Source organism: Corallococcus exiguus, assembly GCF_009909105.1.
Classification (GTDB): domain Bacteria; phylum Myxococcota; class Myxococcia; order Myxococcales; family Myxococcaceae; genus Corallococcus; species Corallococcus exiguus.
Genome location: NZ_JAAAPK010000007.1, coordinates 17,465 through 30,132, shown reverse-complemented (window position 1 = coordinate 30,132; position 12,668 = coordinate 17,465). Strand labels below are relative to the sequence as shown.

The window sequence follows — 12,668 nt, the reverse complement described above, 5'->3', positions numbered from 1 at the left end:
GGCTTAGCGCACCTCCCAGCCCTCCGAGCCGCGGGCGTAGTGCTTGCCCGCGGGCAGCTCGCCGTAGAACAGCGCGTCCTTCACGCCCACCACCGATGTGCCGTCGAACAGGCCCACCTCGCCCTTGGCGGGGAAGGTGATGCCCAGCGAGGCGGCCGTGAGCCGCACCGTCTGTCCCGGCGCCACCGTCGTGTTGCCCAGCACCGCGCCCATGGGGGCCTTCACGATGGTGGGCGCGTAGTCACCGCCCGCCAGGTTCACCCGGAGGTTCGTGGTCAGCGTCATGCCCTGGAGCGACACGGCCTGCGTGCCGTGGTTGGCCACCTCCACCCAGCCCGCGCGCGGGTCGAACGCCTCCAACACCAGCGTGGATTGCGCCGCCTTCAGCCGCTTCACCTCCGCCATCACGAACTCGCGGCGCACCTGCACGAAGCGCTTCATGTACGCCTTGCCCGCGCTGAACTTCGCGTAGTCCATGTACGGGTCCTGCTGCATGGACGCGTTGATCAACGCATGGAGCTGGTCGATGTACGGGTTCATCACCGCCGAGGTGAAGACCTCGTCCAGCGCCTTGTCCAGCCGCGCCTCCAGGCGGGAGCGCAGCACGGGGTTCAGCACCACGCGCGTGCCCATGTTGGAGAACGCCGGCAGATAGCCCGGGTAGCTGCCCTGCTCGAACTTGCGCTGCTGGTACATCTTCTCCACCCAGCCATCCAGCAGCGTGAAGCTGAACAGCGGGTGCTTCATGTTCTTCGTGGAGGCGGACTGGTCCGCCACGGTGTTCTCGTGCCACCAGCGCGCATCCACGTTGTTCAAGTCCCAGGGCACGTAGCGCCAGCGCCCGGTGATGTCGTCGTGCATGAAGTAGCTCTCGGAGTCCTCCACGTAGTTGTTGGACATCAGCGCGTCCAACACCATGGAGCGCACGTAGGACTCGATCTCCAGGTTCTTCTCCAGCGCGGCCACCAGCTGCGGCTCCGGCGTGTGGTTGATGACGTCCAGCACCTCCCACAGCGCGTCGTCGGGCTCGCTCTCGTTCGTCTTCTTCACCCAGTCGCCCTGGTAGGGGACCTTCCACGTCTTGAACTCCGTGTCCTTCCATCCCGCGCGGTAGATGGACGCGTCGTCATCCGGGAACTGCCTCGCCTTGAGGAAGGCCTTGTTGACCTGCTCCACCTCCAGGAACACGCCCTCGTAGTGGCCGTTCACGGAGAGCCGCACGAACGTCGCCTTCGACGCCGGCACCCGCATCGCAGCCAGCAGGTCGTAGGAGATCTTCTCCGCGATCATCGACGCGTCGGCGTACTCGGCGATGAGGTTGAGCGACGTGCGTCCCTCGAACTTGTCCTTGTCCGCGAAGCTGACGTTCCAACTCTTCTTGTTGAAGAAGCGCGCGGAGGCGCCGCGCAGCCGCACCTTCACCGGGAGCGTCTTGCCGTTCGCCTGGAACGTCGCGTCCTGCTCCTCCGTCCACGGGTCCGTGTTGAACTTCTCCATCGCCTCCGGAGGGATGAGCAGCACGTACTCCGGCAGCGCCGTCTGGAGCTTCGGCAGCGTGTAGGGCCGCTCCACCTCCGGAACAGGTTGCGGATCCGTGCCGGCATCCGTGCTCCCGCCATCCACGGGGTCGGTGCCCGCATCCACGGAGCCGCCGTCGGAAGCCCCGGCATCCGGGGTGCCCGAGTCGGGCGAGCCGGAGTCCGGTGTGTTGGGGTCCGTGATGCCGGGGTCGGTCACGGAGGGCTGTGGGTCATCGGGATTCGACGTTCCGGCACCGCATGCGGCCAGCAGCATCGAGAGACTGATCAGGAGTCGTAGGCGCATCATCGTCCTACCGCTGAGCAAGCCCCATGCCTCCCTGCCAGGAAGGCGGAAGGAGCCGCCCGTCGCCTGCAAGGAAGTCCACAGGGGCGACGCATGGCCCTGGATGACCCAGCGAATGGAAAACTCTTTCCCTCCCCGAATGCTCGCCTGCCCTCTCCAGGCGCCTCTGCCGGACCGCGTGAGGCTGCCCGCCTGCCCTCCAGAACAGGGGAGGCAGGCGTCATCGCCCCCTGGGGCGAGCAGCCGGGCAAAGGCCACGGAACGCCACGCTGTGCACGGACACGACCGCCGGAACTAGCTTTCCTGAGAGCAGGCTGGAGGACGGCCCAAGTCCGTCAAGGGAGCGATGATGGAGTCCTGGAACCAGACCTCGACCGATGCCGTGCGCGCCCACGCGCCTTCCACGATGAACCGGCGCATCGACGCCCATGTGGAGTCGTGTGTCCGCTACATGGCGGAGCAGGGGGACCGCTCGGAGATGAGCCGGTACCTCGAAAAGCTGGAGCACGAATGGGACGTGCACCGCACCCTGGTCGTGGGCGTTCCCGTGCTGGCGCTCGGCGGCCTGCTGCTGGGCCGCAGGTCCGGCCGGGGCTGGCGAGTGCTCGGCGGACTCACCCTGGCCTTGCTCCTCCAGCATGGCCTCACCGGCTTCGGGCCCCTCTCCGTGCTGGTGCGGGGGCTGGGCGTCCGCACCCGCCGGGAGATTGATTTGGAGAAGTTCGCCATCAAGGCCCTGCGCGGGGACTTCGAGCGCATCCCCAACGACGGGGGGCCACTGGCTCGCGCCAACGCCGCCCTCGTCGCCGCGCAGTCCTGACACGGGAGCGCGCTTCCCCGCGAAGTGGGAAGCGCGCCCCTGACCTCAGTGCACCATGGGCGTGGTGTAGCCGCCGCCCAGTGCCGGCATCAGCGCAGGGCCCGGCGTGGAGGAGCCGGGCTTGCGGTCGCCCCTGGTGTCGAAGAAGCCGTTGAGGCCGGCGACGCCGATGGAGAAGTTCGTCACCCAGCCCTCGTCGGGCATGCCCGCGGCGGCGTTGATGTCGAAGGGCTTCGCGAAGTGCAGGCGCAGCAGCAGGGGCCCCAGCGACAGGTTGAAGCCGACGACGGCGTTGAGCACGCGGTGGTCCCAGAGGTCCCTCGCGCCGTCGCCCACGCCGCCCATGTCCACCGCGGCGATGGCCTCCAGGTCGCTCAGGAAGGCCACCCGGATGATGTCGTTGAGGGGCAGCTGCGCCTCCAGCGTGGAGTAGACGAAGTGCTGGCCCAGGAGCCACCGCTCGTCGCCGAAGTTCACGCCGCGCAGGGTGTCGAAGCTGGACAGGTAGTAGGAGCGCGCGTAGCGGCCGCCCGCCGTGGTGCCCGCGCCCAGGCGCGCGAAGAAGTTGGTGCGGCCGTAGATGGGGAAGTACCGCTCCGCGTCCAGGCGCAGGTTGCCGTACGCCTGCCCGTCGAAGGGCTGCACGCCGGCGGTGGCCTCCAGCAGCACGGAGCTGCCCGCGAGCGGCCCCGTCGCGTAGTGGTACTTGATGCTGTCGTAGCCGACGCGCCCGCTGAGCTCCGTCTGGAAACGGATGTGCTGGTTGTCCGCGCGCCACGCGGACAAGAGCTCCATGTTCGACACGTTGCGCTCTGGGAACGCCAGGTAGAACTCGTTGTAGTCATCCAGGAAGTACTTCGTGCCGCCGATGCTCAGGTCGCCCTGGACGTAGAAGAAGGTGCTGAGCGGGTAGCGCAGGCTGCCCAACGCGCCGAAGTAACGCTCCGACGACACGAAGAACGGCCGCTGCTCCGGCGGCAGGTTGTCGAACGTCTTGTCCACGCGGAAGCGCAGTGACTGGAACAGACCGGCGCCCCACGTCGTGCGCTTCTCGTCGTTGACGTAGAGCAGCAGGCCGTCCGTCAACTCGAAGGAGCCGTACACCGCCAGCGTCAGGACCATCTGGTGGTCGCGAAGCCGGTCGGACGCGGACGCGAACACCTGGCCCACGAAGCCGCCGCCGCCCGCGCCCGCGAAGCCGAAGATGGGCCCCAGCTCGATGTTCTCCCGGGTGAAGGGCCTGTAGGCCTGCGCGTCGGTGAGCGGCTTGAGCGCCATGGGGGAGGGCGGATCCGCCACCGGCTCCTTCGGGCTCTCCAGCGACAGCATGCGCGGCGGACGCAGCAGGGACGGCTTCCGCTCACCGCTCATGTGGAAGAGCATCCACAGGCCACCGTCGGGGCCGGGGCCCGGCTCGAAGACACCCGTCGTCAGGTCGGTGCGGCGCACGATGCGGCCATCCGCCAGCCGCTCGTGCAGGTCGGAGCTGCTCTTGTTGAAGGCCACGAAGAACACGCGGCCGTCCGGCAGCGCCAGCGGATCCGCCTCGTCGCGGTCCTCGCTGGTGAGGCGCTCGGACTGTCCCACCGGCGCGTCCGGCTTGATGCGGAAGAGGTTGTACTTGCGGTGCGACGTCGCGTCGGACGTGTAGATGATGCCGGACGGGCCCCAGGTGACCTGGCGCTCGGCGAAGACGTCGTCGGTGAGCTTGCGGATCTTCGCGTCCTCGCCCTGCGTGAGGTCCACCAGGTACACGTCGCGCAGGCCCGTGTCGTTGATGCCGATGAACGCGACGTAGCGGCCGTCCGGAGAGAAGGCCGGCGAGTAGATGGCCAGCACGCCCTGCTTGTCGACGCGGTACGCGCGCCGGTCGCCCGTCTCCAGCGTCACGTTGAGGCCCACCTCCGTGCCAATGCCCGTGCGCACCGCCGACCGGCGCACCAGCACGTCCGTGGCCCGCTTCTCGGAGGTGTGCACGTAGTCCTGCACGTACAGCACGTCGCGTCCGGTGCGCTCCGCCACGAACGCGAGCTTGTCCTTGGTCAGCGCGAAGTTGCGGCCGGACACCGGGTGCAGGGACTCCACGCCCGGCACGCCGTCGCCCGCCACCTTCACCGTCTTGCCCGGCGTGCGCGGATCCGTGAGGTACAGCCGGCTCTCGCCCGTCTCCGGAATGATGGTGCGCAGCGCCAGCACGTTGCCGTCCGGACCGCTGGCCATCGCCGTCACGATTCCCGGCGTCTCTCCAATCGAGTCCAGCGCGGGCGCCGTCTGCGACGAGTCCAGGTACGTCTTGAACGCCCGGCGCTTGAGCCAGTTCTCGAACCGCGCGGAGATGCGCTTGGGATCATCCCCCGTCAGCCGCTCCAGCAACTCCTCGAACTTGAGCGACGGGGAATCGCGCGAGCCGCCCACCAGCCGGGGTGCCTCCTCCAGGAGCCGCTGGGTGATGCCCGCGCCGTACTCGTCCTCCAGGAACGCCACGCGCGCCTGACCGACCTTGTAGATCCACAGGTAGCCGTACGGCCCGGGGGAGAAGAAGTCGAGGAAGGCATAGCCCTTCATCAGGTCCGGGTTCACCAGCAGGTCCCGCACCATCATCTCGGCTTCGGGGTCCAGGCCGCGCTTGGCGTAGAACTCCGCCAGACCTTCGATGAACCACAGCGGGTAGCCGCCCAGCGGGTCGCCGAACGTCTTGGCCTGCTCGGCCACGGTGCGCACCTTCTGGATGGTGAACTGGTGCGCCAGTTCGTGCGTGCTGACCTCCTCGAAGAGATGGTGGTCGCCCAGGTACGGCAGGGACAGCTTCAGGTCCTCCGTGGAGGTGACGCCCAGCGTGCCCTCGGAGACCGCGAACACGTTCGTCTGCAGGAACTCCGCGTAGCTGCTGTAGAGGATGTACGGGAACGTCTCCGTGGGGACGTACTTGAACTGATCCACCAGGTACCGGTACGCCTCCTCGACGATGGGCGCGGCCCGCTCGGCCACTTCGCGCTCGCGCTCGTAGAAGTAGAAGCGCACGCCGCCCGTCTTCGCGCCCAGGTCCTTCGCGTAGGTGTACTTGAAGCCGCCGTCCGTGCCGCCTCCCAGCATCAGCGGCGCGCCGGAGAACACCGCGCCGCCGTCCTCGCTGGTGACGCCCGCGAGCGTGCCCGCGTCGCCCACCGTGCCGCCGTCCACCAGCGCCACCACGCCCGGGGGCGGGATGCCGCCGTCGGGAAGGCCCGTGACGGTCGGAGGGATGCCGGCGTCGGACGCGCCCATGTCGAGAGCGATGCCATCGGTCGGGGGCATCCGATCACCCGGCGGTGCCATGGTCACGTTGCCGGAAGGGGTGACCTCCGGGCCGCCCGGCGGAGACTGCGGGTCGCCCGTCTGGGGCGACGTGGTGGGCGCCTGCGGATTGGCGCCGCCCTGCGTGCCGGGAGGATTCTCATGCGCGGTGTGGTCCGCGGGCTTCGCCAGGCCGGTGGCGGCGGGGCCCACGAGGATGTCGATATGCCGCCACTCGAACTCGAAGCTGTTCACGGGCGTCTTCCCCGCGCGGCGGGGAACGACGAAGACCTGGGCCAGCGCGAGCTCCGGCAGGAGCAGGGCCAGCAGCACGGCGATGACGTGCGGACGGGGGTTCAAAAAGCACCTCGGTACGGCGAGGAGACAGGCTATCAGGGGCCTGGCGGAAGGCTCCCTCTCCCACCGGAAACGCACAAGCGGTCCTTTTGTTTCTTTGCGTTGCGGTGGACGTCCCGGCGCTTCTCCCTCTATGCACGCCGTGGGACTTGGCGGCGGTCGGGATGGCCCGGTATGGAGGAGGGAATGAATCGTCTCTCTCTCGTCGCCGCTACCGCGCTCCTCGCCTTCGGTTGTGGCAAGGACAGTTCCGATAACAAGGCTGAGTGTCAGCTTGAAGCCATCGACCTGACCGGTTGTGACAGGTCGACGTTGGGTGCCGTTCAGGCGGAAGGCGTGTGGAACGTCAACGTCGACCTGAATGACGGCTACTCGGGCCCTTCGTCCATCCGGTTCTCGCCCGGGGAGCCGCTCCTCGTCGGCCTGGCGATGACGACGAAGCAAGTCACTCCGGACACCTTCTTCCTGGCCAGCGACGTGGCGGGCAGCACGGCCGGCTCGACGGTGCGCTACGCGTTCGCCGGCTGCAAGGCCTCCGGGCCGGGCGAGGTGCTGGGGGTGGTGCGCGTGTGCGGCAACGGCGCGACGGTGAGCCAGGGCACCTTCACCGCCAGGCGCGTCGTGCGTCGCGAGGGCGAGGCCGAGTCCGACCGCGTGGCGTTGTTGGGCCAGGGCGTGCTGCCCCGCGGCGCCGCCAACGGCGTGGCGGTCGCGGACGGCTACGCCTACGTCATCGCGGGCAGCGAGGGCCTGTTCGTCTACAACGTGAAGGATCCCGCGAACCCGACGCTGGTGTCCGAGCAGAAGATTCCCTCGGAGACGTTCACCAACGCGCTCATCAACGGCACGACGCTCTACCTGGGCACCTACGCGAAGGGCATCCGCATCTGCAGCCTCGCCAACCCGGAGGTCCCCACCTGCGACAAGACGGTGCTGGGGGACCTGACGGTGCGCGTGGACGGCCTGGCGAAGGACGGCAACCTGCTCTACGTGGCGTCGCCCCTGCCCAAGTCGGACATCATCATCCTGGACGTGACCCAGCCGTCCGCGCCGACCCTCGTGGTGCGCTACACGGTGGAGGGCTCCTCGCCCGACCTGAGCGAGTACCCCTACGCCCTGGCGGTGCAGGACAACCGCCTGTACGTGAGCAACTGGAGCTACGGCATCACGGTGACGGACCTCGCGCCCCTGGCGACGACGGCGAAGTTGCCCAAGATCCTGGGCCGCTTCGGCGGGCCCTCCACCAGCGCCCTGGCGGTGGGCAAGCTGGGGGACACCGCGGTCGTCTACCAGGGCTCGGACGCGTGGGGCTCCTCCATCCTGGCGCTGGACGCCACGAACCCGGAGGCCATCGTGCAGCGCGGTGAGTTGCCGCTGCGGCTCGAGGCGACGCTGGGCGGCATGACCCTGTCGGGCACCACGCTCTACGTGGCCAACTACCAGGACGGCCTGCGGGTGTACGACGTGTCCACGCTGGGGACGCCGAAGGCCGCCGGGTACTTCAACACCTGGAACGAGACCGACGCGGGCCGTGGCAAGAGCTACTTCGACGGCCTGCAGGGCGTTCATGTCGCGGACGGGCTGGTGTATGGGTGGGACACGACGCGCGGGCTGCTCATCTTCCGCCACACCCCGTGACGCCAAGGCTGTGTCATGACCCCGTTGAACGGATGTGGACGCTGCCAGACCCTGCCCGAGACGCCGGACGTACCGGGGCGTCTCTTCCTGTGGCCGCCGCTGGGCCACAGCCTGGGCAAGCTGGTGGCGCACCTGCGTGATTCGGGGGACACCTTCCAGCTGCGCACCGACGTTCAGTGTGTCGTGGTGGGGATGGGGCAGGGCGGCCTGCGGAAGCTCTCCGCGAGCCTCCCCAACGTGCTGACGGCGGAGGAGGTGCGGGGCACGCGCGCCCTCTTCGTCGAGGGCGACGGCGAGCCCGGCATGGCGGACTTCCCGCGCGTGGACTCACTGCAGCGGCTCACCACGCTGCATCAGTCCGGGTGGCTGGTGGACATGCTGGCGGAGTCTCGGCTCACCACGTTCTTCCAGCCCATCGTGCACGCGCAGGACACCTCGCGCGTCTTCGCGCACGAGGCGCTGTTGCGAGGCCGCGACCGCGACGGGGCGCTGGTGCCCCCGAACCGGCTGTTCGACACGGCGCGCGAGGCGGACCTGTTGTTCCAGCTGGACCTGGCCGCGCGGACTACGGCCATCCGCGAGGCGGTGCGGCACCAGCTGAGCACGCACCTGTTCATCAACTTCACGCCCACGGCCATCTACGATCCGGCCTACTGCCTGCGCTCCACGGTGGCGGCCATCCGCGAGTCGGGCATCCCAGAGTCGCACGTCGTCTTCGAGATCATCGAATCCGACCGGGCCGCGAACGCGGCGCACCTGCGCGCCATCGTGGATTTCTATCGGGCGGCGGGCTTCAAGGTGGCGCTGGACGATCTGGGCGCGGGCTACTCGTCGCTGAACCTCATCCACCAGCTCCGGCCGGAGTTCATGAAGCTGGACATGGAGCTGGTGCGGGGCGTCCACGCGGACCCCTACAAGGCGTCCATCGTGCAGAAGCTGCTGGAGATCGCCCGGCAGCTCGGCATCCAGACGGTGGCCGAGGGCATCGAGACGCCCGAGGAGCTGTCCTGGGTGCGCCGGCACGGGGTGGACTTCGTGCAGGGCTATCTCATCGCGAAGCCCGCGGGCGCGCCGGCGAGCACCACCCCGCGCATCACGGATTGAGCAGCGAGTTGGACGTGCCCGAGCGCTCCAGGCTCGCGGCGCGCGCCAGCCGCAGGTCATCGCCCGCGCTCTGCAGTGCGATGCGCGCGGCGTAGCTGTCCCGGCGGTTGGCTGCATCCCGGGCGTAGGCGATCTGCGCGCGGATGCGTTCGGCCTGGACCACGACGCCACCCTGCCCGAAGGCCGCGGCGCTCTGACGAACGACGGAGAAATCCTCGTCGGCGATGTTCAGGGCGTTGTCCACGTTCATCTCGCCCTGCTCCAGCGCCTGATCCGCCGCGAGCATCCACTGGCCGCCGGATTGGATCCGCGCCAGCCGTTGCTGCCGGGCACGCTCGGCCTCGTAGGCGCGCTGCTCATGCGTGTCCACCTGGGTCTGCACGGACTGGGTGCGCTCGGTGGCGCGCGTGTCGCGAGCTTCCATCTCCTGCTCCAGGTCCGCGATGCGCTGGCGCAGACGCGTCACTTCCTCATTGGCAGCGGCGGCCTGCTGCGTCTGGGCCTGCCCCTGCGCGCCCTGAGGCGCTGGCGTTGTTTGAACCGGCGTCTGGGTTTGCCCCTGTACCCCCTGGGGAGCCTGCGTCGTCTGATCCGAGGGCGTCTGGGCCGGTGCGGTCGTGTCAGACGGAGCGGCGGCGCCAGTTCCCGCCGTGCCCGCCCCACCCGTCGCGGGCGGCGTGGCGGATCCGGTCCCCGTCGTGCCGGCAGCACCCGCGCCGCCCGTCGCGGTCCCCGGCTCCTGCACCGTCACGCTTGACGTATCCAGCGGTGCCTCGCTCGTGCCTTCCGGAGCGACGTTGCTCTGAGGGGCCGAGGAGGTCGCACCCGTGTCGTAGGCGCCGCCGAAGCCAGGGGCATTCCCCTCAGTGGGACCGGACGTTGGCGCAGTCCCCGCGGCACCCGAGCCCGTGGCGGGCTGCCCCGAGGTGTTCCCATCCGTGGTCGGAGTCGTCCCCGCCGCCCCTGAACCCGTGGTGGGCTGTTCCGTCGTGCTCCCCGCGGCTCCAGCGCCTCCCGTGCCCGTCTGGGGCTGCGCCGCCTCCGTCGCCTCATTCGACGCGGGCTCCTGCTCGAAGACCGTGGGGACGGGCGGCGGCACATACGTCTGGGACTGCTGGACCGCGACATCGCCCGAAGTGACCGGCGGGTTGCCATCGGACATCAGGGGCGTCAGCGAGTAATAGCTGCCTTCGGTCGGATCCGACGGGGCCTGGATGACATAGCCCTGCGGAGGCCGCGCACCGTTCCGGTCCTCATTGGCCTGCTCATAGGCATCCTGTAGGGCCGCGGCGGCGGGGTCCCTCACGGACGGATCCTCTGGAGGCAACGGCTCCGGGTCGTACGCCTGACCCATGCTCAATCCCGCGACGATGGCGATCCAGAGGCGCATGCCTTGAAGGTGTCCACGCGCGAACGCATCCACATCACCGCCAGCGCCCCTCCGCCCGCTCCTCCGCCAGGAGGGCGGAAAGGGCTCAAGCCTTCGAGCGCCGGGCCAACAGCTCGTCCGCCGCACGCCGTCCCGTCTCGAGCGCGCCATGCACGGTGCCTTCATCTCCGCCCACGTGCGTGGCCTCGCCAGCGAAGAAGAGCGTCCGCCCCACGGGCCTCGCGAGTGTCTCGACGGCGTCCATCGCGCCCGAGGGAATGACCGCGTAGCCCCCGCGCGTGTACGGCTCCGCCTGCCAGTCCTGTACGCGCCACGCTTCCAGCCGCGCGTGCAGCTCCCGCACGGGGAGATGGAAGAGCAGGGACAGCCCCTGGAGTGCGCGTCCCAGCACCACCTTCTCGCTCGAGCGGGACAGCAAGGCGGCGGTAGGGCCTCCACTCCAGCCCACCAGGTGCCGCGTGCGTCGATGGGGCGACAGCGTCCACCACGTGGAGAACGCGGAGGCGGGCGCGTGGAAGAAGCCAAAGCGCGAGGTGTCCTCCTGCTCCCGCCAGAACGCCGTGCGGAAGCGCAGCAGGACCTTCACCAGGGAGCCCATCGCCAACCGGTTCCAGGCGCGCTCCTGCTCACGCACGCGAGGCACGAAGCGCACGGCCCCCGGAGCGGGCGGCTTCGCCTGCAACACACCCACGGGAAGCGTCACCACCGCGTGCTTCCCCTGGAACGTCCCGAGCGGAGTGCCCTGCCGCGTCCGGGCCTGCACGAGGACCGAGCCCGGTCTCCAGCGCACCTCCTCGGCCACGGCGTTGAGGAACAGCGTGTCCGGCTTCGCGAACAGCTCCTCGGCCATCGCGTGCGGCACGCGGTCATACCCCTCCAGCACGCGCGACGGCGTCGTGCCCCCGGCTGCGTCAGCGGTCCGCTCCATCCGCGAGATGGCGAGCGTGCTCGCGACGCCCGGATCCGCCGCGTAGAAGCCCCGGACGTACGAGCGCGCCATCGCGCACACGACGGGTGGCCACCGGTGGATGCGCGCCTGCTCCGCCACCCACGCCGCCATGGGACGGTCCGGTCCCTGCGCGGACATCAGGGGCTCCTGGAACGCGAAGGCGTCGTCCCCGTCACCCAGCTTCCCACGCCACAGGAGCGCATGCGTGTCGTTGCAAGGGCTTACCGTCAGCCCCGCCCGGTGGATACGCCTCAGCAATCCAGCGGGCCTGCCATGGACGAACTCGGCGCCCAGCTCCAGGGGCACGTCCGCCACCGTGTCCCGGAGCGTCGCCACGCGGCCGCCCACGCGGTCTCGGGCTTCCAGCACGATGACCCGCAGGCCCTGGCTCATCAATCGTTCAGCCGCGGCGAGCCCCGCGGCACCGGCCCCCAGGATGACGACATCCGCCTTGTGATCCATGCCGCTCCTGCTTCTGCGGCGCGGAAGCGCCCATCATGGAAAGACGACCGCGGCCCACCGACGGACGGGGGCCGCGAGCCGGGGTTCCCCTCCCAGGAGGGAGAGGAACAGGGGAGGGGAGTGGCGCTGCTAGTAGGTCTTCGGCGAGCTGCTGGAACCCGTGTTGGAGCCCGTGTCCGGGTTCATCGTGGAGTCGTTGCCGGTGCCCTGGTTCTTGTCATCCATGCCCGAGCCGCCCGAGCCCTCGTTGATGGACGAGTCCGGCGCCATCGGGTCGGAGCCCGAGCCGCCCGTGCCCGAGCTCGGCGAGATGCTGGTCGCCATGTTCTTCTCGTCCTTCACCTGGAAGCTGGCGCGGATCTCCTGGCCCTCCTTCAGGCTCTTGGCGTTCTTCATGCTCGGGTCGGTGAACTGCGTCTTGCTGTCGATATCCAGGGGCACCACCGCGCCGCTGGTGCTGCTGACGTAGACCTTCTTGCTCTCGCTCTTGACGACCTTGCCCGTCAGCTCGTTCGAGCCTGTCATGCTCGACGAGCCCGAGCCGCCCATGGCGCCCGAGCTCCCGGAGGAGCCCTGCATGCTGCCGGACGACGTCGACGGCTGCTGCGAACCCTGCTGCGTCGTGCTGTCCTGGGCAAAGGCCACACCCGAACCCAGCAGCGCCACGGACGCGAAAACCCCAATGAGCTTCTTCATGGAATCTCTCCCGGATGATGTGTGAGTGGGACGGGGCGGCACCCACGGGGCCCCCCGCTGGGAAAAAGCTAGGGGTGGTGGGCGCGGGAGACAGGCCGGAGGGGGAAGACCGCGTGCGTGCCCGTTCGCTCTCCGGCCCGTGGGGCGTGGCCCGG

At 69.3% G+C, this 12,668-nt stretch carries 8 protein-coding genes; 3 read left to right on the top strand and 5 right to left on the bottom strand.

The genetic code is table 11. The annotated features are described in order from the left end of the window. Positions 1 to 3: 3 nt before the first annotated feature. Positions 4 to 1,827 carry a CotH kinase family protein gene (locus GTZ93_RS24705; protein WP_139919367.1) on the bottom strand — a complete coding sequence of 608 codons (1,824 nt, stop codon included), beginning with the start codon at positions 1,825 to 1,827 and terminating at the stop codon, positions 4 to 6. Positions 1,828 to 2,170: 343 nt separating this feature from the next. Between GTZ93_RS24705 and GTZ93_RS24700 the strand changes: the two genes are divergently transcribed. Next, positions 2,171 to 2,644, top strand: a complete 474-nt coding sequence (locus tag GTZ93_RS24700) for a hypothetical protein (RefSeq protein ID WP_257979258.1) — start codon at positions 2,171 to 2,173, stop codon at positions 2,642 to 2,644. Between the two features lie 45 nt (positions 2,645 to 2,689). Here GTZ93_RS24700 and GTZ93_RS24695 read toward each other — a convergent pair whose 3' ends face one another. Then, positions 2,690 to 6,277 (bottom strand): PD40 domain-containing protein, encoded by a 3,588-nt coding sequence (locus GTZ93_RS24695; protein ID WP_139919368.1) that lies wholly within the window; start codon positions 6,275 to 6,277, stop codon positions 2,690 to 2,692. 183 nt (positions 6,278 to 6,460) lie between these two features. Here GTZ93_RS24695 and GTZ93_RS24690 point away from each other — a divergent pair, with 183 nt between their 5' ends. Both GTZ93_RS24690 and GTZ93_RS24685 read left to right on the top strand, forming a co-directional pair. Beyond that, entirely contained in the window at positions 6,461 to 7,912 is a 1,452-nt protein-coding gene (locus tag GTZ93_RS24690) for an LVIVD repeat-containing protein (RefSeq protein ID WP_161663032.1), read from the top strand. 15 nt (positions 7,913 to 7,927) lie between these two features. Beyond that, the gene (locus GTZ93_RS24685) at positions 7,928 to 9,016 is read left to right on the top strand and encodes an EAL domain-containing protein (RefSeq protein WP_121753671.1); all 1,089 of its coding nucleotides are present in this window, start codon (positions 7,928 to 7,930) and stop codon (positions 9,014 to 9,016) included. Here GTZ93_RS24685 and GTZ93_RS24680 read toward each other — a convergent pair. The 3 genes from GTZ93_RS24680 to GTZ93_RS24670 all read right to left on the bottom strand — a co-directional run bounded on the left by GTZ93_RS24680 (position 9,006) and on the right by GTZ93_RS24670 (position 12,513). Further along, positions 9,006 to 10,406, bottom strand: a complete 1,401-nt coding sequence (locus tag GTZ93_RS24680; protein WP_139919370.1) for a hypothetical protein — start codon at positions 10,404 to 10,406, stop codon at positions 9,006 to 9,008. The two genes, GTZ93_RS24685 and GTZ93_RS24680, sit on opposite strands and share 11 nt — an antisense overlap. 85 nt (positions 10,407 to 10,491) lie before the next feature. Beyond that, the gene (locus GTZ93_RS24675; protein ID WP_139919371.1) at positions 10,492 to 11,817 is read right to left on the bottom strand and encodes a flavin monoamine oxidase family protein; all 1,326 of its coding nucleotides are present in this window, start codon (positions 11,815 to 11,817) and stop codon (positions 10,492 to 10,494) included. A gap of 129 nt (positions 11,818 to 11,946) precedes the next feature. Further along, entirely contained in the window at positions 11,947 to 12,513 is a 567-nt protein-coding gene (locus GTZ93_RS24670; protein WP_139919372.1) for a hypothetical protein, read from the bottom strand. Between the last annotated feature and the right edge of the window lie 155 nt (positions 12,514 to 12,668).

Excerpts from the sequence above, each read along its gene's own strand:
- GTZ93_RS24675 (WP_139919371.1), bottom strand. The coding sequence starts at position 11,817 with ATGGATCACAAGGCGGATGTCGTCATCCTGGGGGCCGGTGCCGCGGGG.
- GTZ93_RS24680 (WP_139919370.1), bottom strand. The coding sequence starts at position 10,406 with ATGCGCCTCTGGATCGCCATCGTCGCGGGATTGAGCATGGGTCAGGCG.
- GTZ93_RS24700 (WP_257979258.1), top strand. The coding sequence starts at position 2,171 with ATGATGGAGTCCTGGAACCAGACCTCGACCGATGCCGTGCGCGCCCAC.
- GTZ93_RS24705 (WP_139919367.1), bottom strand. The coding sequence starts at position 1,827 with ATGATGCGCCTACGACTCCTGATCAGTCTCTCGATGCTGCTGGCCGCA.
- GTZ93_RS24690 (WP_161663032.1), top strand. The coding sequence starts at position 6,461 with ATGAATCGTCTCTCTCTCGTCGCCGCTACCGCGCTCCTCGCCTTCGGT.
- GTZ93_RS24685 (WP_121753671.1), top strand. The coding sequence starts at position 7,928 with ATGACCCCGTTGAACGGATGTGGACGCTGCCAGACCCTGCCCGAGACG.
- GTZ93_RS24670 (WP_139919372.1), bottom strand. The coding sequence starts at position 12,513 with ATGAAGAAGCTCATTGGGGTTTTCGCGTCCGTGGCGCTGCTGGGTTCG.